The organism is Pseudomonas sp. GW821-FHT01D09 (assembly GCF_059422465.1).
The window spans coordinates 25519-44862 of sequence record NZ_JBWKWY010000006.1 but is presented as its reverse complement, the minus strand read 5'-3'; the positions used below and the strand labels follow the sequence as shown (position 1 = coordinate 44862).

Here is a 19344-nt window from a genome sequence, read left to right as displayed (position 1 = left end):
GAATCGGCAGGAGAGCCACTTTTACCGAGTCACGCTGAGGCTCTTGGCTTATAGCTTTGTTTGCAGTTGGTATCAGCCAAATACACTATTGGAGTAAATATTTTGTCCAGACTCGCCGAATTTCGTGCAGCAGAAAAAGCCCTTCAAGAGCAGCTCGCCCAGCTGGAATCCCTGAAGAACGACGCTGGCCTGAAGAAAGAAATCGAATTTGAAGAAAAACTTCAAGGCCTGATGAAAACCTACGGTAAGAGCCTGCGCGACATCATTTCCATCCTTGATCCAAACCCAGGCAAGTCGGGGATCCAGGTAGCGCCCGCCCCCAAAACCCGGCGTGCCCGCGTAGTCAAGGTGTATCACAACCCGCACACCGGTGAACTGATTGAAACCAAGGGCGGTAACCACCGCGGCTTGAAGGCCTGGAAAGAACAGTATGGCGCAGCCACTGTAGATTCCTGGCTTCGCGGCTAATACCAGCGCACTAATAAAAAACCCCGCAGACGCGGGGCTTTTTTTGTTTTGGTGCCTGGGTTTGAAACCCCGGCGCTCGCGAAAGTGAACTTTGCAATACATTCCACCGGGCACACATTTGACCACCGGGCACTGAGTGCCAATGCCTTATAGTTGTGCACTGTTCATCACGCAGCCAAGCCAGGCATCTAGCCTTTGCTCATCAAAGTTTCAAGCTTGCGCGTACCGAGCGGACTTCTTCCTTGCTCGACTCATAAGCATCAGCTTGTCCGGCGTATGAAAAAACATAGGCCTTATTCACATCAACAGCACCCACCAGTGTTTGCGAAAGCACATGCCGGCCGTTCTCGGTAACGACACAGGTAGTTTCCAGCGCCTCAAGACGACTTAAGGTGGTCGAGTGCATCTTGTTGCAGACACTTTGATAACCACTGCGGGCAAAGTCCTTCTGGATGGACTTGCGCATCTCCAGCAGCACACCTTGCAGATTGACCACATGCCCAGGTTCGATCGGTGTTCCCGTCAGCTCCATGACCATTAGCGTCTCGCCGTTTTCATCGTTCTTTATCGCACGCTGGCGAGAGACCGGCGACGGCGTGGCCGGTGCATCGGCATCCGGCACCACTTCCTCCACCTGCCAGCCGCTGGGCCAATGAATTTCGGGATCTGCCGCCCAAACAGCAGTGCTGCCCAAGATCAGGCACAAGGTGCTCAACAACGCTTTGTTCGATCGGCTCATTGCGAAAAACACTCGAAGTTCAAGCCGCAAAGTTTGAGCCTGGGCACAGGATGCTCGCAAGGCCCGTGTGAGTTTTTCATTTGGCGCGGCCTGCGCGGCTTGCGTATCATGGCCCGGCTGTACGGATACCTGCCAGCCGCAAGCCAAAGGGACCGCTCAAGTCACGAGCGGCGCCTGCCCCATTTTTTCTGGAGGGCCCATGAGCCTGCACGAATTGAACAACTTCCCGGGCGTCACCGCCCAACCCGACACCGCCACGGCGAACTTCGTGTTCAACCACACCATGCTGCGGGTCAAGGACATCACCAAGTCCCTGGACTTCTACACCCGTGTCCTGGGGTTTTCCCTGGTTGAGAAACGCGACTTCCCGGAAGCCGAATTCAGCCTGTACTTCCTCGCTCTGGTCGACAAGGCGCAAATTCCGGCCGATGCCGCCGAACGCACCCAATGGATGAAGTCGATCCCCGGCATCCTGGAACTGACCCATAACCACGGCAGCGAAAACGATGCCGACTTCGCCTACCACAATGGCAACACCGACCCGCGCGGTTTTGGCCATATCTGCATTTCGGTGCCGGATATCGTCGCGGCCTGCGAGCGGTTTGAAGCGTTGGGCTGTGATTTCCAGAAGCGCCTGACGGATGGGCGCATGAAAAGCCTGGCGTTTATCAAGGACCCGGATGCGTACTGGGTCGAGATCATCCAGCCAGCGCCGCTGTAAGCGGCCCGGGTGACGCGCAGCGTCATGGGAGGCATTCCCACGCAGAGCGTGGGAATGATCAGCATCGGGCCTTACGCCCGGATCAGGTGATCAAAAGCACTCAGGGAAGCCTTGGCGCCCTCGCCCACCGCAATCACAATCTGCTTGTACGGCACCGTGGTTACGTCACCGGCGGCAAACACGCCGGGCAGTGATGTCTCGCCACGGGCATCGACAATGATCTCGCCACGGGGCGACAGCTCCACGGTGCCTTTGAGCCAATCGGTGTTGGGCAGCAAACCGATCTGCACAAAGATACCTTCCAGGTCGATGGTCTTGAACTCGCCGGTATCGCGGTCCTTATAGGCCAGGCCGGTGACTTTCTGGCCATCGCCTTTCACTTCACTGGTCAACGCACTGGTAATCACGTCAACGTTCGGCAGGCTGTAGAGCTTGCGCTGCAACACCGCGTCGGCGCGCAACTTGCTGTCGAACTCCAGCAAGGTCACGTGGCTGACAATACCGGCCAGGTCGATGGCCGCTTCAACGCCGGAGTTACCGCCGCCGATCACCGCCACGCGCTTGCCCTTGAACAGCGGGCCATCGCAGTGCGGGCAGAAGCATACGCCCTTGGCCTTGTATTCCTGCTCGCCCGGCACCCCCATTTCGCGCCAGCGCGCACCAGTGGCCAGGATCACGGTCTTGGACTTGAGGGTCGCACCGCTTTCAAAGCGAATTTCGTGCAGCTCGCCGGGATTTTTCGCCGGGACCAGGCTGCTGGCGCGCTGCAGGTTCATGATGTCCACGTCGTACTGACGCACGTGGGCTTCCAGGGCGCCGGCCAGTTTCGGGCCTTCGGTTTCCTGTACCGAGATAAAGTTCTCGATGGACATGGTGTCCAGCACTTGCCCACCAAAACGCTCGGCGGCCACACCGGTGCGGATACCTTTGCGCGCGGCATAGATCGCAGCCGCCGAACCGGCCGGGCCACCCCCGACAACCAGTACATCGAAGGCGTCCTTGGCGCTGATTTTCTCGGCGGCTTTTTCGATACCGCTGGTATCGAGCTTGGCAAGGATCTCTTCCAGGCCCATGCGGCCCTGGCCGAAGTTCACGCCGTTGAGGTAGACGCTGGGCACCGCCATGACCTGGCGCTCATCGACTTCAGCCTGGAACAGTGCACCATCGATAGCAACGTGGCGGATGTTCGGGTTGAGCACGGCCATCAGGTTCAGTGCCTGGACCACGTCCGGGCAGTTCTGGCAGGACAGCGAGAAGTAAGTCTCGAAGCTGAACTCACCTTTAAGGCTACGGATCTGTTCAATCACTTCGACACTGGCCTTCGACGGGTGGCCACCGACTTGCAGCAGGGCCAGCACCAACGAAGTGAATTCATGCCCCATGGGGATGCCGGCAAAACGCAGGCTGATATCAGCACCCGGGCGGTTGATGGAGAACGACGGCTTGCGCCCATCATTGCCATCGGTTTTCAGGGTAATCAGCGTGGAGAGGCTGGTTACGTCCTGCAAAAGACCAAGCATTTCCTGGGATTTCGCACCGTCGTCGAGGGAGGCGACGATCTCGATCGGCTGGGTGACCCGTTCCAGGTATGACTTCAACTGAGCTTTAAGATTGGCGTCCAACATACGGGCGATTTCCTATTTCAAATCAATTCGGTAAAAAAAAACGCCCGAGCGAATCTCGCCCGGGCGTTTTTGAGGGCGGTGCGGCTTACTTAAGGTGCGGTCATCCGCCCTTGATACTTCACAGGCTTAGATCTTGCCGACCAGGTCCAGGGACGGAGCCAGGGTAGCCTCGCCTTCTTTCCACTTGGCTGGGCACACTTCGCCCGGGTGGGCAGCGACGTACTGGGCCGCCTTGATTTTGCGCAGCAGCTCGGAAGCGTCACGGCCAACGCCGCCATCGTTCAGCTCAACGATCTTGATCAGGCCTTCCGGGTTGATCACGAAGGTGCCACGGTCTGCCAGGCCAGCTTCTTCGATCAGCACGTCGAAGTTGCGCGAGATGGTCAGGGTTGGGTCGCCGATCATGGTGTACTGGATCTTGCCGATGGCTGGCGAGGTGTTGTGCCAGGCCGCGTGGGCAAAGTGGGTGTCGGTGGAAACGCTGTAGATCTCGACGCCCAGTTTCTGGAATTCGGCGTAGTTGTCAGCCAGGTCTTCCAGTTCGGTAGGGCAAACAAAAGTGAAGTCGGCTGGGTAGAAGAACACGACAGACCACTTGCCTTTCAGGTCAGCGTCCGACACGTCTACGAAGTTGCCGTTTTTGTAAGCGGTGGCTTTGAACGGTTTTACTTGGCTGTTGATGATAGGCATCGTTGACTCTCCGTCAGGGGTTAGTAAGTTGATGGGTGAATCCTACCCAGTCTCATCGTCGATGGCTCATTGGCAAACCTGATGCTGCCGATTGGTTTTGGCTATCAACCGACTGTATTAATAGAAGAAATCCTAAAGCAGCGGGTCGCGGGCCTGAGTCATGCCAAGAAAGGGCGTCGCTTCAACATAGCGCATGGCGGACTTCATGTCCTTCCAGCCGACATACGTCATCAACGACTTCAAATCCCAGCCGCTGCGATGGGCCCAGGTGGCAAAGCCCCGGCGCAGGGAGTGGCTGGTGTACTGCTCGGCGGCAATGCCTGCCCGCTCCAGCGCCTGGCGCAGCAGCGGGATCACGCTGTTGGCATGCAACCCCTCCTCGCCCAGGTTGCCCCAGCGGTCGATCCCGCGAAACAGCGGGCCGCGCACCAGGGCCGAGGCACTCAGCCATTCGCTATAGGCCTGCACCGGGCACAGGCGCAGCAGCGCCGGGGTTTGGTAGGTCTGGCCGAGGTTTTCGCGGTCGCTCTTGCTGCGCGGCAGGTACAGGGTGATGCCCGCGCCCGGCACCGCCTGCACATGCTCGATCTGCAAACGGCACAGCTCATCGCTGCGAAAGCCGCGCCAAAAGCCCAGCAGGATCAAGGCCGTGTCGCGCTTGGCACGCAGCCAGCGCGGTCGATCGCCCTCTGCCCGCGCCTGCTCGGCTTCGCGCTCAAGCCAGCCCACCACCTGCTCCAGATGCTGGAGCTGCAAGGGTTCGGCCTGTTTTTCCTGGGCCGGGTGCAAGGCGCGGATGCCCTTGAGCACCTTGCGCACTACCGGCGCCTTGGTCGGATCGGGAAAACCCTGGCTGGTGTGCCATTGCGCCAGCGCCGAGAGCCGCAGTTTCAGCGTATTGACCGCGAGCACCCCGGCATAGGCCACCAGGTATCGCGCCACGCTGTCACTGGTGGCGGGCAGGAAGCCGCCCCAACTCACCTCAAAGTGCTCGATGGCAGCGCGATAGCTGCGACGGGTGTTATCGCGGGTGGCGGCGTTCAGGTAACGGTCTAGCTCACTCATACCGCGATCGCTGGCAAGGGGGTGGTGTACGGATCATAGGGCTGGATCTGCGCCAAAGGGGTCTTCACACGGGATAATACGCCAATACCCCATCTGTTTAATCATGATTTTCAACGTATTTTAGTTCGTGATACAGTACGTAAATACATAATACATACCACAGTACTAAATCGACGGAGACGCCATGGCTCGCGGCGGCATCAACAAAGCAGTAGTTCAAACGGCACGCCTGGCAATCCTCGCCCGCGGCGAAAACCCCAGCATCGACGCCGTGCGCATCGAGATGGGCAATACCGGCTCGAAAACCACCATCCACCGCTATCTGAAGGAGCTGGACGAGAGCGAAACTCGCCTCAGCATTACCGAAGCGCCGCTCGACGACGAGTTGGGCGAACTGGTGGCGCGCCTGGCCCAACGCCTGAAAGAGAAGGCCCAGGAGCCCATCGACCTGGCCCTGGCGCAGTTCGAGCAACAGAAAAGCGCCCTGCTCGCCCAGGTAGAGGCACTTACCGCAGCCCACAGCCAACTCCAGCAGCAATTTGATATCCAGGGCGCAGCCCTGGCAGAAGAAAGCGCCGCCCTGCAAACCGCCAGCACCAGCCTGCAGACCGAGCAGACCCGTAACGCTGGGCTCAGCCAGGCGTGCAGCGACTACGAGCTACGGCTCTCGGACAAGGACGAACAGATTCGTTCGCTGGAAGAAAAGCACCTGCACGCCCGCGAGGCCCTTGAGCACTATCGCAATGCCATCAAGGACCAACGCGAGCAGGAGCAGCGCCGCCATGAAGGCCAGTTGCAACAGTTGCAGGCCGAATTGCGCCAGGCCCAGCAGAGCGCCATGGTGCGCCAGGACGAGATCACCCAACTGCATCGCGACAATGAGCGGCTATTGATTGAACACCGGGTTACGGCGAAGGAATTGACTGCCCTGCAGGAGCAAAGCCGTAAGGATCAGGCCCAGCAACTCAAGCTGAGCGAACAATTGAGCCTGATTGATAGCGAACGCACCCTGCTCCAAGAGCGTCTGCGGGTTGCCGTGCAGGACAGCCAATCACGCCAGGACGCACTGACAACACAGCAGCACGCCCACAAAGCCGTGGAACTGGACCTGATCAAGGCCCAGGCCACTATTGAGGCGCTGCGCCTGGCTGGCGTCGTTGCAACGGCGCCAGAGGCAACAGCCAACCCCTGATCAGCCAGCCACTGGCGTGCGCATGGTGACGAACTCTTCCGCCGCCGTCGGGTGCACGCCGATGGTCTCGTCGAAATGCTGCTTGGTCGCCCCCGCCTTGAGGGCGATCGCCAGGCCTTGGATGATCTCGCCCGCATCTGGCCCGACCATGTGACAACCCAGCACCTTGTTGGTGTCGGCATCGACCACCAGCTTCATCAGCGTACGCTCCTGGCACTCGGTCAGGGTCAGCTTCATCGGCCGGAAACGGCTTTCAAAGACCTGCACGTTATGCCCATCGGCCCGAGCCTGCTCTTCACTCAGGCCGACGGTGCCGATATTCGGCAAGCTGAACACCGCCGTCGGGATCATCGCGTAGTCCACCGGGCGGTATTGCTCAGGCTGGAACAGGCGCCGCGCCACGGCCATGCCTTCAGCCAAGGCCACGGGCGTCAGCTGCACGCGCCCAATCACATCACCAATGGCCAGGATCGACGACTCGGCAGTCTGGTACAGCTCGTCAACCTCGACAAAGCCACGCGCGTCCAGCTTGACCCCGGTGTGTTCCAGGCCCAGGTTGTCCAGCATCGGACGCCGGCCGGTGGCATAGAACACGCAATCGGCTTCCAGTACACGACCGTCTTTCAGGGTGGCCTTGAGGCTGCCATCGGCCTGCTTGTCGATGCGTGCGATATCGGCGTTGAATTGCAGGTCCAGGCCGCGTTTGGTCAGCTCTTCCTGCAAGTGCTTGCGCACCGCGCCATCGAAGCCACGCAGGAACAGGTCGCCGCGATACAGCAACGAAGTCTGTGCACCCAGTCCATGGAAAATCCCGGCAAACTCCACCGCGATATAACCGCCCCCCACCACCAGCACACGCTTGGGTAGTTCTTTAAGGAAGAACGCCTCATTGGAGCCAATGGCGTGCTCATGCCCGGGAATCTCGGGGATCTGCGGCCAGCCGCCAGTGGCGATCAGGATGTGCTTGGCGGTGAAGCGCTGGCCATTGATCTCGACCTCGTGGGGCCCAGTCAGGCGCGCATGGCCTTCATGCAGGGTCACACCACTGTTGACCAGCAAGTTGCGGTAGATACCGTTGAGGCGATTGATCTCGCGGTCCTTGTTGGCGATCAGTGTCGCCCAATCAAAGTCCGCCTCGCCCAGGGACCAGCCAAAACCGCTGGCCTGCTCGAAGTCTTCGGCAAAGTGTGCGCCATAGACCAGCAGTTTTTTCGGCACACACCCCACATTGACACACGTCCCGCCCAGGTAGCGGCTTTCCGCCACGGCCACCTTCGCGCCAAACCCTGCGGCAAAGCGTGCCGCCCGTACGCCACCAGAACCGGCGCCAATTACATAAAGATCAAAATCGTAGGCCATTTCACTCTCCTCGGCAGGGCATCAGAATACCCGCTTGCAGCCAAAAAACCAGAAAGCCACCCGAAGGTGGCTTTCTGGAGACTCAACAGACCAAGCTTGAATCAATAAGCCTTGCCAGTCTTGTAGAAGTGTTCGTAGCAGAAGTTGGTCGCCTCGATGTAGCCTTCAGCGCCACCACAGTCAAAACGACGCCCCTTGAATTTGTAGGCAATGACGCAACCGTCCTTGGCCTGCTTCAACAAAGCGTCGGTAATCTGGATTTCACCGCCCTTGCCTGGCTCGGTTTCTTCGATCAGCTTGAAGATATCCGGGGTCAGGATATAGCGACCGATGATCGCCAGGTTCGATGGGGCATCTTCCGGCGCCGGCTTCTCGACCATGTCGCGCACGCGAATCAGGCCATCGCCAATGTCGTCGCCAGCGATCACGCCGTACTTGTTGGTTTCCGAAGGGTCGACTTCCTGCACCGCAACGATGGTGCAGCGGTATTTCTGGTAGAGCTTGACCATCTGGGTCAAGACGCCGTCGCCTTCCAGGTTCACGCACAGGTCGTCCGCCAGGACCACGGCAAACGGCTCGTCGCCGATCAATGGGCGACCGGTGAGGATGGCATGGCCCAGGCCTTTCATCTGGGTTTGACGGGTGTAGGAGAACGAGCACTCGTCGAGCAGCTTGCGGATACCGACCAGGTATTTTTCCTTGTCGGTGCCCTTGATCTGGTTTTCCAGCTCATAGCTGATGTCGAAGTGGTCTTCCAGGGCGCGTTTGCCGCGCCCGGTCACGATGGAGATTTCGTTCAGGCCGGCATCCAGTGCCTCTTCGACGCCGTACTGGATCAGTGGCTTGTTTACCACCGGCAGCATTTCTTTAGGCATGGCCTTGGTCGCTGGCAGGAAGCGAGTACCGTAACCGGCTGCTGGGAACAAGCATTTCTTGATCATAAAAGTCCTTAATAAGGGCTGTGCGTACGAAATTCGGCGCAGTCTAATCAGGCCGCAGCCACCTTACAATGGGCGCTGCTGGCATTGCGATGTCAACATAGAGAAAAAATCTCGATGTAAGTTCCGCCCACGTTCAAACAAGCACGCCCAACGGCTCCGGGAAATATCCAGGGCGCCCCGGTTTCAAAGGGCCACATCCTTTTTAGCACGCTTTATGGGGTTCGGCACTGACCTGCAACAACTTACGCGCCCCCATGGCATTTGGCGCTATCATTGCCTGCTTGAACCAGACCACGAGATTGTTAATCGATGTCAGAACCCAAAGGCGTAAACGGCTACCTGATCACCAAGCGAGCAGACGGCTGGCACCTGATCAATTTTCACGGCGACAGCGTTGCCGGGGTATTCGCGACCGAAAGCCAGGCGATTGCGGTCGCTGAAGTGTTTGTAGACGAAGCCGGTCACGCGTCGAGCAAAAGGCCCAAGGGCAAATAAGCCCCCGCGATTGCCCATGCATGAAGGCCCCGATGATCGGGGCTTTTTTGTGCCCCCCTACCCGCCATCACCTTGGCGCTAACGTCGCGCAGCGCGCCGGGAGAACGAAAAAGTTCATTCCCTGGCCGATACGTTAGTTGCCTAAACGCAATAAATACGCGTGCCTTCCACAAATTTTAGTCCTACGCTTACAACAGCCTTTACTCCCTCCCTCAAGCCATATGTAGCCCAATTCTTACGGCTGCTTCTCAAGTTTTGGCAAATTGCCACAACTTTCCTATGCACTTCAGTATTACAAGACTACACAACCAAGAGAACCGGACGACTTTCTTACAAAAAGCGCTAGCCCAATAATTGCACCGCCTCGAACGTGCTCCTCAATTGCAATACACGTAATTGAAAAAATTGGACTGCACTGAACTCGATTGAGTTTTCTGCAAGCCACCCTTGAGGTAATAGAGCTGACTGGCTGGCCCTTTCCGGCCTGCCAGGCGGTCAGGGGCGGCGCAATAAAAAGTAGCGCCCCAAGTCGCAAGTTTCGATACCTGATAGGAGGAGAAAGCCAAACCGCTGAAACCTGGACACTGAACGGCACTTACCATAATCGCTTATTTAATAAGTCCTTCGCACTATTGCGAGCGGACGCCTAAATGACCTTTATCATGTGGACATCTGCAAATGAAAAACAAATTTAAAACCGCACTATTAACTATCGGGTTGTTCGCAGGCTCGATCGGCGCTGCGCATGCAGCAGATGGAACAATTACATTCTTGGGGTCTGTCCACTCGGGCGCGTGCTCTATCAAGCCTGAGTCCGTAGATCAAAGCGTTCACCTTGGCGCGATCGCAAAACATCAATTGCAGACCGGAGGTAAATCTGAAGCCCGACGCGTACTGATAGAACTTGAAGGCTGCGATTTGACCGGCCTTACCGATAACACCGTGACCACTACGTTCACCGGTGCGCCCTCCAGTGTGGTTCCAGGTGCACTGGGCACTGTAGGCAGCGCGGGTGGCATTGGCATCATGATGACCCATGGCAGCCAGCCCATTGAACTGGGTGTCGCAACAACCCCGCAAGCCATTTCCGTCGGTGATAACACACTGGAGTTTGGCGCGTATGTGCAAGGCGCCGCCACCGGCACGATTGAGCCTGGCGATTTCAGCGCGGTCACCAACTTCACCTTGGCCTATCAGTAAGTACCGCCCCCCGCCACTTCAGGTGGCGGGGGACGCTGGCGGGAGATACAGGTGAAAACAATTATAAGTTTCGCCGTCACCTCTTCATTGATGTTGTTCATCAGCCCCTGGGTGGCCGCAGATACCTCAGCGCAAGGCGATGGGCTCGTCACACTGGGAGGAGAAATCATTGACTCGGCTTGCGGGCTGGAACTGGTCAGTGCCGATCAAACCATCGAGATGCGCCCCGAACCCATAGGCCGGCTGTTACGCAATGCCATAGGAGACCCCCATCCCTTCCAGTTGCGCCTGGTCAATTGTTCGCTGACTCGCCCTGACCCATCACGCCCGGATGTAAACCTGCCTGATTGGCAGCACCTGCAAGTGACCTTTGACGGCCCTCGCGACAGGGACGGTCGCTCGTTTGCGGCTTTTGGCGGCTCGCAGGGGGTAGCCCTGCATATCTGGGATGCCGCCGGCCAGGAGAGCGTCCCGGGTGAACCAATGCCCCTGCTTCCATTGGTCGAAGGCGACATGACACTTCACTACACGCTTCGCCTGGTAGGCAACGGGCTGCCGCTGATGCCTGGTGCTCACGGTGCCGCCGTGCGGTTCAAGTTGGAATACTTTTGAACATTGATGAGTTGCTTTTTCATGTTGAATACGTCGAAGGTCAAATATGCGCTGCGTCCCAGCCTGTTCAGCGGGTTGATGTCACTGGCTGGCACGGCCATGAGCGCCGGGGATATCGAGTTCAATACTGACGTTCTTGATCTGAATGATCGCACCAATATTGACTTGTCTCAGTTTGCGCGCAGCGGCTTCATTCTGCCTGGCACCTACTCGATGGTCGTGCAGATAAACGCCCAGCCGACTGCCGAACAATCGGTGGCGTTCTACCCCCCGGACCATGATCCCAAAGGCAGCCAGGCTTGTTTATCCCCTGAGCTCGTGGAACAACTGGGCCTCAAGGCATCCAGCACGGCAAAACTCACCTGGTGGAAAAACGGGCAGTGCCTGGATATCCAGGGGTTGCCTGGCATGGAGGTCAGTGGCGACCTGGCCACCTCCACCCTGAATATCAACCTCCCCCAGGCCTATCTCGAATACAGCGACATCAACTGGGACCCGCCCTCGCGTTGGGATGAGGGCGTGCCGGGGCTGTTGGTCGACTACAGCCTTACCGCGCAGTCCAACTATCAAAAGGACGGCGGCAACCGCAATAACCTCAGCGGCAACGGCACGCTCGGGGCCAATGCCGGGGCCTGGCGCCTCAGGGCAGACTGGCAGGGACGTTTCGAGCGCGCCAATGAGGGTGTCGCCCAGGACCGCAAGCTGGACTGGACCCGCTACTACGCCTACCGCGCAATCCCTGCGCTGAAGGCGCGCCTGGTGGTGGGCGAGAACTACCTGTATTCGGACCTGTTCGACAGCTTCCGCTTTACCGGCGCCGCGCTCAATTCCGATGAAAGCCAGCTGCCACCCAACTTGCGTGGCTATGCCCCGGAAGTCGTCGGGGTGGCCAAGACCAATGCACGGGTCGTGGTCAGCCAGCAAGGGCGCGTGCTGTATGAAACCCTGGTAGCGGCAGGCCCCTTTCGCATCCAGGACCTTAATGACGCCGTGTCGGGCACGCTGGATGTGCGGGTGGAAGAACAGGACGGTACGGTGCACAGCTTCCAGATCGATACCGCAGGCGTCCCTTACCTGACGCGCCCCGGGCATGTGCGTTACAAGCTGGCGACGGGGCAACCGTCCAACCTGCAGTACGGCGCCGAGGGTGACGTGTTCGCGACCGGCGAGTTCTCCTGGGGGGTCAGCAATGGCTGGTCGCTGTTTGGCGGCGGGATCACGGATAACAACTACCGCGCGCTGTCCGTCGGCGCCGGTCGTGACCTGCTGGCGTTCGGCGCCCTCTCGCTGGACGTTACACAATCCCAGGCCAGCGTGTGGAACGAGAGGCTCTCAGGCAAATCCTACCGCCTCCAATACTCCAAGCACTTTGAACAGTACGACAGCCAAATCACCTTCGCCGGCTACCGGTTTTCCGAAAGGAACTTCCTGAGCATGAGTGAATACCTCAATGCCCGGCACTACGGTTTGAACGGCGAGCTCGGCGGGCGCGGGGGATACAACGAGAACGGCGAGCCCATTGATGATGTGAGGCCGATCGGCGGCAACAAAGCCCTGTATACCGCGACGGTAAACAAGCAGTTTCGCGACCTGGGGACCACCGTCTACGCCAGCTATAACAAACAAACGTACTGGGATCGGCCACAGACCCAGCGCTGGAACATGTCGGTGTCACGCTACTTTGATGTGGGCACTGTGAAAAACATGAGCCTGTCCCTGAATGTCTTCCGCACGCAGGAATACAACTATAAGGATAACGGCGCGACGCTGACGGTCAGCCTGCCATTGGGGCGCACCGGCACACTGTCGCTGGATGCCTATCAGGGCGCAGGCGATAACAGTTTTTCAACGCGCTTCAGCGATCGCCTGGATGCGCGCAATAGCTACCAACTGCGGGCCAGTGACAACTCAGCCAGCGGCTATCTGAGCCATATGGGGGACCAGGCCGATATCGACCTGAGCGCCAGCCAGCAAACCGGCAACAGTAGCCTCAGTGTGTCGGCGCGGGGCGGTGGCACGCTTACCGCCCACGGTGCCGCGCTGCACCGCACCCATAGCACGGGCGGAACCCGACTGATGGTCGATACCGGCGGCGTACCCGATGTGCCTGTACGCGGTTACGGCGCGCCCACCCGCAGCAACGCCTTCGGCAAGGCGGTTATCGCCGATATCAGCAGCTACCAGCGTACGGCCGCCAGCGTTGACCTGGAGAGCCTGCCGAGCAATGTCGAGGCCACTCAATCGGTGACGCAACTGACCTTGACCGAAGGGGCGATCGGTTACCGATCACTGGACGTGATTGCCGGTGAAAAAGCCATGGCCGTGCTGCGCCTAGACGATGGCAACTCACCGCCGTTCGGCGCAACGGTCAAGAACATGAAACAGCAGGACACCGGCATTGTGAATGACGACGGCAATGTCTATCTGAGCGGCATACAGGCCGGCGGGCAAATGGTTGTCAGTTGGGGAGGTGTCGAACAATGCGTCCTCACGCTCCCTGTCACGTTGCCCGCGGACGGTTTGACCGATGCCCTGCAATTGAGCTGCCGCAAGACAGCCACCGATCAATCCCTGCCCGTGCCAGCGGTGCTGACCGGGACGCCTACCGAGACGGAGAACCCATCCTCATGACGCTGAACACGCGCCTCACCCTCCAGGCATTTGCCGTGGTGGCCGTCGGCTTGAGCCATAGCGCATACGCCGCTGTCGGCCTGGATCGTACCCGAGTGATTTTTGATGGTGGCAAAGATGCCACCAGCGTCAACATCACAAATAACAACACCCAGTTACCGTATTTGGCGCAGGGCTGGATTGAGGATGAAGCGGGCACAAAAATCACCACGCCCCTGATCGTGCTCCCGCCGGTTCAACGCCTGGAGCCGGGCAAACAAAGCCAGGTCAAGGTCCAGGCGCTGCCGGCGGCCAAATCGCTGCCGCAGGATCGCGAGACGGTCTACTACTTCAACTTGAGGGAAATCCCGCCGCGCAGCGACAAGTCCAACACCCTGCAAATTGCCCTGCAGACCCGGATCAAACTGTTCTACCGACCGCAAGCCATTGCCCCAAGCCAGCAAGACTTGTCCACCCCATGGCAGGAAAAGCTGACCCTGACCCGCAAAGGGCCCCACTACCAGGTAAACAACCCGACGCCTTACTACGTGACCCTGGTGGATGCGCGCAGCAGCAAGGACGGCAAAACCGTGCCGGGCTTCGAGCCCTTGATGGTGCCGCCCAAAGGCGCGCTGACGCTGGGGCCATCGGCCGAGACACTCGGCACAACGCCCTATTTATCCTACGTCAATGATTACGGTGGGCGTCCATTGCTGGCCTTCACCTGCAGTGGCGAGACCTGCAAGGTCAACGCACAAGCGGCACCGCCCAATGAGTAGCGCCTGCTGCGGGAGAACATCATGAAGTTGCATACGGTGAAGATCTTGGGCGGCTTGTTGCTGGCCTGTGTGGGAGGCGTACACGCCGAGGATGATATCGAGGGCATGAATGGCCTGCTGAACATCAGCGGGGCCATGCATGAAACCCCTTGCAGCCTGGAGATGGCCTCGCTGCATCAAACCATTGACCTGGGTGCGGTCTCGACCAGCCAGCTGCAACGCCCCGGCGACCAGGCAACCGCGGTGGCTTTCCAGCTGCGGTTCAGCGATTGCCATCGCACCGCAGGCGGCATCCGCAGCGAACGTACGGGGAACCTGGCGTGGAGTGCCTTTCAACCGGTGCTGTCGGTGGCCTTTGTCGCCCCCGCCGATGCCGACGATCCACGGCTGGTCAAAGTGCAGGGCATCACCGGGATGGGCCTGCGCCTGACCGATGCCCTGGGCCGCGATGTACAGCTGGGCTCACGGGGCGAACCACTGTTTTTGGCCTTGGGCAGCAGTACCCGCACGTGGCATGTGCAGCCTACGCGCACCTCGGCGCCGCTGACCAGCGGGGCATTTCGCGCCGTGGTGGATTTCAGGCTCAATTATGATTAAGGGTAAAGCAATGGCTAAGGCAACCGGCGCACAGGCCATTCTGGCTGGCAGCCTGCTGTGGGCGGTCAGCCAGGGAGTGGCGGCCGATACCAATCTGATCATCCGGGCGCAAATCATCGCCCCTCCGCCGTGTGTCATTAACAGCGGGAGCACGCTCGATGTGCCTTTTGGCAATGACCTTCTGACATCACGGGTTGACGGGGTCAACTACCGTCGAGACGTGCCTTATACCGTGACATGCGACTCGCCCTTCAGCAACGCCATGACCCTGGAACTCAAGGGCACCGCCGCTGCGTTTGACAGTCGCGTACTGGTGACCCGCAAGACGGACCTGGGGGTAAAACTGTTCGCCAATGGTGCCGACTGGCCTCTGAATACGGCCGTGAGGTTTACCTACCCAAACTTTCCGATCGTGCAGGCGGTGCCTGTCAAGCGTGCGGGCAGCCGTCTGACAGGAGGGGCATTTGATGCCGCCGCCACCCTTGTCATCGAGTACCAATGAAGAGGAGCGATCCATGACCTGTTGGCAGCAGCGAGCGTTGTTCGCCTTGTGTTCCATCGGCCTTTGCAGCAGTGCGTCGGCCAACCTGACCTTCAGCGGAACACTGAACGAACCGCCACCCTGCACGATTGATGCAGGTAACACCATTGAAGTGGATTTTGGGGATGTCGGGGTCAAGCGGGTCGACGGTGTGAAATACCGTCGAGGGGTCGGCTACACCATCAGTTGTGCCCCCGCCACACTGCCATGGGTACTGAGGCTGAGTGTCAACGGCACGCCCACGGGCTTTGACGCCGCCGCCCTGCAAACCAGTGTGCCTGCGCTGGGCATTCGGCTCTTGCAGAATGACCAACCGTTTCTACTCAACACGCCACTGGACATCACCCTGTCGTCGCCACCGGCCCTGGAGGTGGTGCCCGTCAAACAGCCGGGGGCCACCCTGCCCCCCGCAAGGTTTACGGCGGTGGCCACGCTGTTGGCCGAATACGAGTAGGAGATCCGTCCATGGGACATGAAATGATGCATAAAGGATGGCCAAGGGCCGGGCTGGCCTTGCTGCTCAGCGTCGGCCTGATCCCCAAGGGGCTGGCGGCAGACAACCTGCGCATAAAGGGCAACCTGGTTGAAGAAGCCTGCACTATCCGCCCCGGCGACGAGGCAATCACCCTGGAACTCTGGGACCTGACCAGCAAGCACCTGTATATCAACACGCGTTCCCAGGGCAAGGGTTTCAAGCTGCACCTGGAGGATTGCAACACCACGGTCGGCAAGACCGTCACCATCACCTTCGGCGGCCGGGAAAACCCGGCGCTGCACGGGTTGCTTGCGCTGGATGCCGGGAGTGGCGCCTCGGGTATTGGCGTGGGCATCGAGACACCGGGCAATAAGCCTTTGCCGCTCAATACCGTCAGCGACGAACAGGTGTTGAGTGATGGCAGCAATGTCATCGAACTCAAGGCCTACGTCCAGGGTGAGCCGAATGCCATCCGGGATCAGACCATTGGCCATGGTCCCTACACCGTGACCTCCACTTTTACGCTGGATTATCCGTAATTCATCCGCTCAAAAACCAAACTCACAGGCTTTCAGGTCAGCCAGGTTTGCACGGACTGTTTGTTCGCTGGCCTGGCCCTGCCTACAGAAGCAACGAGAGATCAAAATGAAACGACTCTTTGGAGCCATTGGGCTTCTCCTGTTGATCAGCGTTAGTACGACCGCACGGGCTGTCGATTGTCGGGTCAATGGCGGTGAGTGGGCGCGTGTCACCCATCTGACCGTCCCCGTAGAAGTGCGACTCGATACAGATCGCGTGAGGATTCTGATGGAGGGCGCTCGGCTCGAATGCCGATTTACCGCAGGAGCAGGCCCGGTTTGGGGTGAGGACTACTGGGAAACCGGGAATGCCTCAGGGACGCCTTGGACATCCGGCCCCAAATTCACCGCCGAAAGGAGCGGCTTGCGCATCAATGGCGCGTTCCTCAATACCCCGGTCCCGTCGGGTATACGGGTGGCGACCATGCCCAACAACGGGGTCGGCTACCCGATCAATATCACCCCCTACATCCTGGTGCGTAACGATCCAACCAACCCAATCGACGTGCGGACAGGCGACACCCTCGGCCTGTTACGCCTCACCAGTTCAAATAATTTCGACGCCACCCGGCCACAACTCACGGTCACATATACGGCGGCCAACAACTTCACCATCTCCCCGTCAACCTGCACGATCAACAATAACAACCCGATCGAGATCAACTTCGGCGATGTACACCAAAGGGCTATCGGCACCGATCCGCTGACTACCACCATCCGCCGAGACCGCAGGCTCACCTACGCCTGCCCGGACCCGGGGATTACCACGCCGATCACCATTACCTACAAAGGCATCCCATCGTCGTTCAACGCCAATCTGCTGGTGATGAGCAACCCGGATGTCGGCACCGCACTCGTGCGGGGTGGAGCGCCAGTCCAGGTCGGTGGCGCCTTCCTGTCCCGTATCACCAATAGCGTGGGAGGCGACGATGTGACGTTCACCCTGGTCCGGCGAGCCGGCTCCCTGCCTACCCCGGGCCCCGTAAGCGGCAGCGGCGTGCTTGTGATGGGCGTGCCGTGACACACCCTGGAGGCCAAGGCGCAAGCCATCTTGTGCGCACCGTCACAGGCGCGCCAGGTGGCAGTTCGTTATACTCTTGCGCCAACGCCCCACGACTGTGTCAGCGCCCCTCCAACCCCTACGACGACGACTCAATTCATGAACAAGATCCTGGCACTGACTTCGCTGCTGGCCCTCGCGGGCTGCACCACCACTTCCGACATTTACCTGAAAAACGGCGAACAAGGCCTGACCATCGATTGCTCAGGCGAGGCCAACTCCTGGGCCAGTTGCTATGAAAAAGCCGATGCCTCCTGCGCCGGCACCGGTTACCGCATCGTGGGGACCGAAGGCACGCCGGCCCTGAAGGAAAGCGACAAGACCCTGGGCGCCGATGTGGGTAACTTCAAGGGCCGCAGTGTGGTGGTGGTCTGCAAATAGCCCGGGCGGCTACATGTGGATCTCGGCGAACTTGATGCCAAGGCTGCGAATGGTGTCGATCAGATCATCGAGCTTCTCAAAGGATTCGACCTCGTCCTGGTCATCCACCAGGAAAAAGCTGCGCCCGCCGCTTTTCTTGAAAAAAACAATCCATTCCCCCGAATTGGCTGGATTTTGGATCACATGGGTCGCAGAGATGTGACCCTCTGCATGCCGTTCTCTGACGCATTCACGTTTCATACTTGGTTTTCCAGAATGACAATGCCGCGCAAACCCGGGGTTTGCGCGGCATTTTTTGTGGTCAACCCATAGTTTAACGGATGCCTTGGCCAATCAGTACGCCATCGACCGTTTGCCCATACAGATTCACACCGTCATTGGCGTGGAACTTGATGCGGGTTTTCTCCACCGAGCCGTCCACCAGACGCGGATCCTGCGGGCGCTCGTGGCGGTTGACGTAGGCCGCGACGTCCCAGGCCTGCTGGTCGGTCAAGCTACCGGCCTTGCCCAGCGGCATGTTGTGCTTGATAAAAGAGGCCGCCGTGTTGATCCGGTGCATGCCGGCGCCCCAGTTGTAGGAGTCCTTGCCCCACAGCGGTGGCATCACGTAGCTGTCGCCCACCTTCTGCCCCTGCCCTTCGGCGCCATGGCACACCGCACACTGTGCCTTGTACACCTGGGCCCCCTGCGCCAGGTTGTAGCCTTTGGCCGGTGGCGGCACCTCGGGGTAGCCACGCCCCGGCAGTTCCACGCCCAATGGCGCCTTGCTCGCCAGCCAGTAGGCATACACCGACAGCGCGGTAATCTCATGGCTATCTGCCGCCGGTGGCTTGCCACCGTTCATGCTGAACTGGAAACAGCCCTGCAGGCGCTCGGCGAACGTGTTGACCTTGTCATTCTTCTTTCGATAGGCCGGGTACATCGGGTACGCCCCCCACAGCGGCGCCGAATTGGCCAGGCGCCCCTGATCCAGGTGGCAATTGCTGCAATTGAGGCCATTGCCGACAAACTGCGGGGCCAGGCGCTTGGTGTCGACGAACAATGCATAGCCCTGCTTCACCAGCTTGCCGTAGGCGTTGTCGGGCAGTTCGCTTTCCTGGGGCGGCTGGAACGCCGTTGCGACGGGAACGGCCGCCGGCACCTGCAATTGCGACTGATCTTCCATGGCAATCGGAGCGGCCAACACCGGCCCGCCGATCAACACGGCCAGCATGGG

Annotated in this window: 22 protein-coding genes; 14 read left to right on the top strand and 8 right to left on the bottom strand. The window is 59.3% G+C overall.

What is annotated here, in order from left to right:
- The first annotated feature begins 102 nt into the window (after positions 1 to 102).
- Positions 103 to 468 (top strand): histone-like nucleoid-structuring protein, MvaT/MvaU family, encoded by a 366-nt coding sequence (locus AC07W7_RS08745; RefSeq protein WP_076960791.1) that lies wholly within the window; start codon positions 103 to 105, stop codon positions 466 to 468.
- A 202-nt stretch (positions 469 to 670) separates the two neighbouring features.
- Here the strand turns inward: AC07W7_RS08745 and AC07W7_RS08740 are convergent, their stop codons facing one another.
- On the bottom strand, positions 671 to 1207 hold the full coding sequence (locus AC07W7_RS08740; RefSeq protein ID WP_495039118.1) for a DUF4946 domain-containing protein: 537 nt from the start codon (positions 1205 to 1207) through the stop codon (positions 671 to 673).
- Between the two features lie 199 nt (positions 1208 to 1406).
- On the opposite strand from AC07W7_RS08740, the gene gloA reads away from it, so the two are divergent.
- Positions 1407 to 1928, top strand: coding sequence for a lactoylglutathione lyase (gene gloA, locus AC07W7_RS08735; protein ID WP_076960790.1), 522 nt, complete (start codon positions 1407 to 1409; stop codon positions 1926 to 1928).
- 71 nt (positions 1929 to 1999) lie between these two features.
- Here gloA and ahpF read toward each other — a convergent pair whose 3' ends face one another.
- The 3 genes from ahpF to AC07W7_RS08720 form a co-directional block, all read right to left on the bottom strand.
- Positions 2000 to 3553, bottom strand: a complete 1554-nt coding sequence (ahpF, locus tag AC07W7_RS08730) for an alkyl hydroperoxide reductase subunit F (RefSeq protein ID WP_099168389.1) — start codon at positions 3551 to 3553, stop codon at positions 2000 to 2002.
- A 126-nt stretch (positions 3554 to 3679) separates the two neighbouring features.
- Positions 3680 to 4243, bottom strand: coding sequence for an alkyl hydroperoxide reductase subunit C (gene ahpC / locus AC07W7_RS08725; RefSeq protein WP_076960788.1), 564 nt, complete (start codon positions 4241 to 4243; stop codon positions 3680 to 3682).
- 132 nt (positions 4244 to 4375) lie between these two features.
- Positions 4376 to 5308, bottom strand: coding sequence for a site-specific integrase (locus AC07W7_RS08720; protein ID WP_495039117.1), 933 nt, complete (start codon positions 5306 to 5308; stop codon positions 4376 to 4378).
- 184 nt (positions 5309 to 5492) lie between these two features.
- Here AC07W7_RS08720 and AC07W7_RS08715 point away from each other — a divergent pair, with 184 nt between their 5' ends.
- Positions 5493 to 6500 (top strand): DNA-binding protein, encoded by a 1008-nt coding sequence (locus AC07W7_RS08715; protein ID WP_076960786.1) that lies wholly within the window; start codon positions 5493 to 5495, stop codon positions 6498 to 6500.
- Here AC07W7_RS08715 and gorA read toward each other — a convergent pair whose 3' ends face one another.
- Both gorA and galU read right to left on the bottom strand, forming a co-directional pair.
- Positions 6501 to 7859: a glutathione-disulfide reductase gene (gene gorA, locus AC07W7_RS08710; protein ID WP_495039116.1), complete on the bottom strand. Its 1359-nt coding sequence runs from the start codon at positions 7857 to 7859 to the stop codon at positions 6501 to 6503.
- A gap of 101 nt (positions 7860 to 7960) precedes the next feature.
- Positions 7961 to 8800, bottom strand: a complete 840-nt coding sequence (gene galU / locus AC07W7_RS08705) for a UTP--glucose-1-phosphate uridylyltransferase GalU (protein ID WP_029294645.1) — start codon at positions 8798 to 8800, stop codon at positions 7961 to 7963.
- 309 nt (positions 8801 to 9109) lie between these two features.
- On the opposite strand from galU, the gene AC07W7_RS08700 reads away from it, so the two are divergent.
- The 11 genes from AC07W7_RS08700 (at position 9110) to AC07W7_RS08650 (ending at position 18128) form a co-directional block, all read left to right on the top strand.
- On the top strand, positions 9110 to 9295 hold the full coding sequence (locus tag AC07W7_RS08700) for a hypothetical protein (RefSeq protein ID WP_076960784.1): 186 nt from the start codon (positions 9110 to 9112) through the stop codon (positions 9293 to 9295).
- Between the two features lie 678 nt (positions 9296 to 9973).
- A complete protein-coding gene (locus AC07W7_RS08695) occupies positions 9974 to 10495 on the top strand; it encodes a fimbrial protein (RefSeq protein ID WP_076960783.1) in 522 nt (173 codons plus the stop codon).
- Positions 10496 to 10546: 51 nt separating this feature from the next.
- Positions 10547 to 11107: a fimbrial protein gene (locus AC07W7_RS08690; protein WP_495039115.1), complete on the top strand. Its 561-nt coding sequence runs from the start codon at positions 10547 to 10549 to the stop codon at positions 11105 to 11107.
- Positions 11108 to 11128: 21 nt separating this feature from the next.
- Positions 11129 to 13738: an outer membrane usher protein gene (locus AC07W7_RS08685; protein WP_495039114.1), complete on the top strand. Its 2610-nt coding sequence runs from the start codon at positions 11129 to 11131 to the stop codon at positions 13736 to 13738.
- Positions 13735 to 14496: a fimbria/pilus periplasmic chaperone gene (locus tag AC07W7_RS08680; RefSeq protein WP_076960781.1), complete on the top strand. Its 762-nt coding sequence runs from the start codon at positions 13735 to 13737 to the stop codon at positions 14494 to 14496. Before AC07W7_RS08685 ends, AC07W7_RS08680 begins: the two co-directional genes overlap by 4 nt.
- Before the next feature lie 21 nt (positions 14497 to 14517).
- Positions 14518 to 15093, top strand: coding sequence for a fimbrial protein (locus AC07W7_RS08675; RefSeq protein WP_076960780.1), 576 nt, complete (start codon positions 14518 to 14520; stop codon positions 15091 to 15093).
- Between the two features lie 10 nt (positions 15094 to 15103).
- Entirely contained in the window at positions 15104 to 15595 is a 492-nt protein-coding gene (locus AC07W7_RS08670; RefSeq protein ID WP_076960779.1) for a fimbrial protein, read from the top strand.
- A 13-nt stretch (positions 15596 to 15608) separates the two neighbouring features.
- Positions 15609 to 16088: a fimbrial protein gene (locus tag AC07W7_RS08665; protein WP_076960778.1), complete on the top strand. Its 480-nt coding sequence runs from the start codon at positions 15609 to 15611 to the stop codon at positions 16086 to 16088.
- 11 nt (positions 16089 to 16099) lie between these two features.
- A complete protein-coding gene (locus AC07W7_RS08660; RefSeq protein ID WP_495039113.1) occupies positions 16100 to 16648 on the top strand; it encodes a fimbrial protein in 549 nt (182 codons plus the stop codon).
- 106 nt (positions 16649 to 16754) lie between these two features.
- Positions 16755 to 17708, top strand: coding sequence for a fimbrial protein (locus AC07W7_RS08655; RefSeq protein ID WP_495039112.1), 954 nt, complete (start codon positions 16755 to 16757; stop codon positions 17706 to 17708).
- A 138-nt stretch (positions 17709 to 17846) separates the two neighbouring features.
- Positions 17847 to 18128: a hypothetical protein gene (locus AC07W7_RS08650; RefSeq protein ID WP_076960775.1), complete on the top strand. Its 282-nt coding sequence runs from the start codon at positions 17847 to 17849 to the stop codon at positions 18126 to 18128.
- 9 nt (positions 18129 to 18137) lie between these two features.
- Here AC07W7_RS08650 and AC07W7_RS08645 read toward each other — a convergent pair whose 3' ends face one another.
- A complete protein-coding gene (locus AC07W7_RS08645; protein ID WP_076960774.1) occupies positions 18138 to 18368 on the bottom strand; it encodes a hypothetical protein in 231 nt (76 codons plus the stop codon).
- A gap of 73 nt (positions 18369 to 18441) precedes the next feature.
- On the bottom strand, positions 18442 to 19293 hold the full coding sequence (locus AC07W7_RS08640) for a c-type cytochrome (RefSeq protein WP_495039210.1): 852 nt from the start codon (positions 19291 to 19293) through the stop codon (positions 18442 to 18444).
- Positions 19294 to 19344 lie beyond the last annotated feature (51 nt).

Coding starts and splice junctions, on each gene's coding strand:
- AC07W7_RS08740 (WP_495039118.1), bottom strand. CDS start 1,207: ATGAGCCGATCGAACAAAGCGTTGTTGAGCACCTTGTGCCTGATCTTG.
- gloA (WP_076960790.1), top strand. CDS start 1,407: ATGAGCCTGCACGAATTGAACAACTTCCCGGGCGTCACCGCCCAACCC.
- ahpF (WP_099168389.1), bottom strand. CDS start 3,553: ATGTTGGACGCCAATCTTAAAGCTCAGTTGAAGTCATACCTGGAACGG.
- ahpC (WP_076960788.1), bottom strand. CDS start 4,243: ATGCCTATCATCAACAGCCAAGTAAAACCGTTCAAAGCCACCGCTTAC.
- AC07W7_RS08720 (WP_495039117.1), bottom strand. CDS start 5,308: ATGAGTGAGCTAGACCGTTACCTGAACGCCGCCACCCGCGATAACACC.
- AC07W7_RS08715 (WP_076960786.1), top strand. CDS start 5,493: ATGGCTCGCGGCGGCATCAACAAAGCAGTAGTTCAAACGGCACGCCTG.
- gorA (WP_495039116.1), bottom strand. CDS start 7,859: ATGGCCTACGATTTTGATCTTTATGTAATTGGCGCCGGTTCTGGTGGC.
- galU (WP_029294645.1), bottom strand. CDS start 8,800: ATGATCAAGAAATGCTTGTTCCCAGCAGCCGGTTACGGTACTCGCTTC.
- AC07W7_RS08700 (WP_076960784.1), top strand. CDS start 9,110: ATGTCAGAACCCAAAGGCGTAAACGGCTACCTGATCACCAAGCGAGCA.
- AC07W7_RS08695 (WP_076960783.1), top strand. CDS start 9,974: ATGAAAAACAAATTTAAAACCGCACTATTAACTATCGGGTTGTTCGCA.
- AC07W7_RS08685 (WP_495039114.1), top strand. CDS start 11,129: ATGTTGAATACGTCGAAGGTCAAATATGCGCTGCGTCCCAGCCTGTTC.
- AC07W7_RS08680 (WP_076960781.1), top strand. CDS start 13,735: ATGACGCTGAACACGCGCCTCACCCTCCAGGCATTTGCCGTGGTGGCC.
- AC07W7_RS08675 (WP_076960780.1), top strand. CDS start 14,518: ATGAAGTTGCATACGGTGAAGATCTTGGGCGGCTTGTTGCTGGCCTGT.
- AC07W7_RS08670 (WP_076960779.1), top strand. CDS start 15,104: ATGGCTAAGGCAACCGGCGCACAGGCCATTCTGGCTGGCAGCCTGCTG.
- AC07W7_RS08665 (WP_076960778.1), top strand. CDS start 15,609: ATGACCTGTTGGCAGCAGCGAGCGTTGTTCGCCTTGTGTTCCATCGGC.
- AC07W7_RS08660 (WP_495039113.1), top strand. CDS start 16,100: ATGGGACATGAAATGATGCATAAAGGATGGCCAAGGGCCGGGCTGGCC.
- AC07W7_RS08655 (WP_495039112.1), top strand. CDS start 16,755: ATGAAACGACTCTTTGGAGCCATTGGGCTTCTCCTGTTGATCAGCGTT.
- AC07W7_RS08650 (WP_076960775.1), top strand. CDS start 17,847: ATGAACAAGATCCTGGCACTGACTTCGCTGCTGGCCCTCGCGGGCTGC.
- AC07W7_RS08645 (WP_076960774.1), bottom strand. CDS start 18,368: ATGAAACGTGAATGCGTCAGAGAACGGCATGCAGAGGGTCACATCTCT.
- AC07W7_RS08640 (WP_495039210.1), bottom strand. CDS start 19,293: ATGGAAGATCAGTCGCAATTGCAGGTGCCGGCGGCCGTTCCCGTCGCA.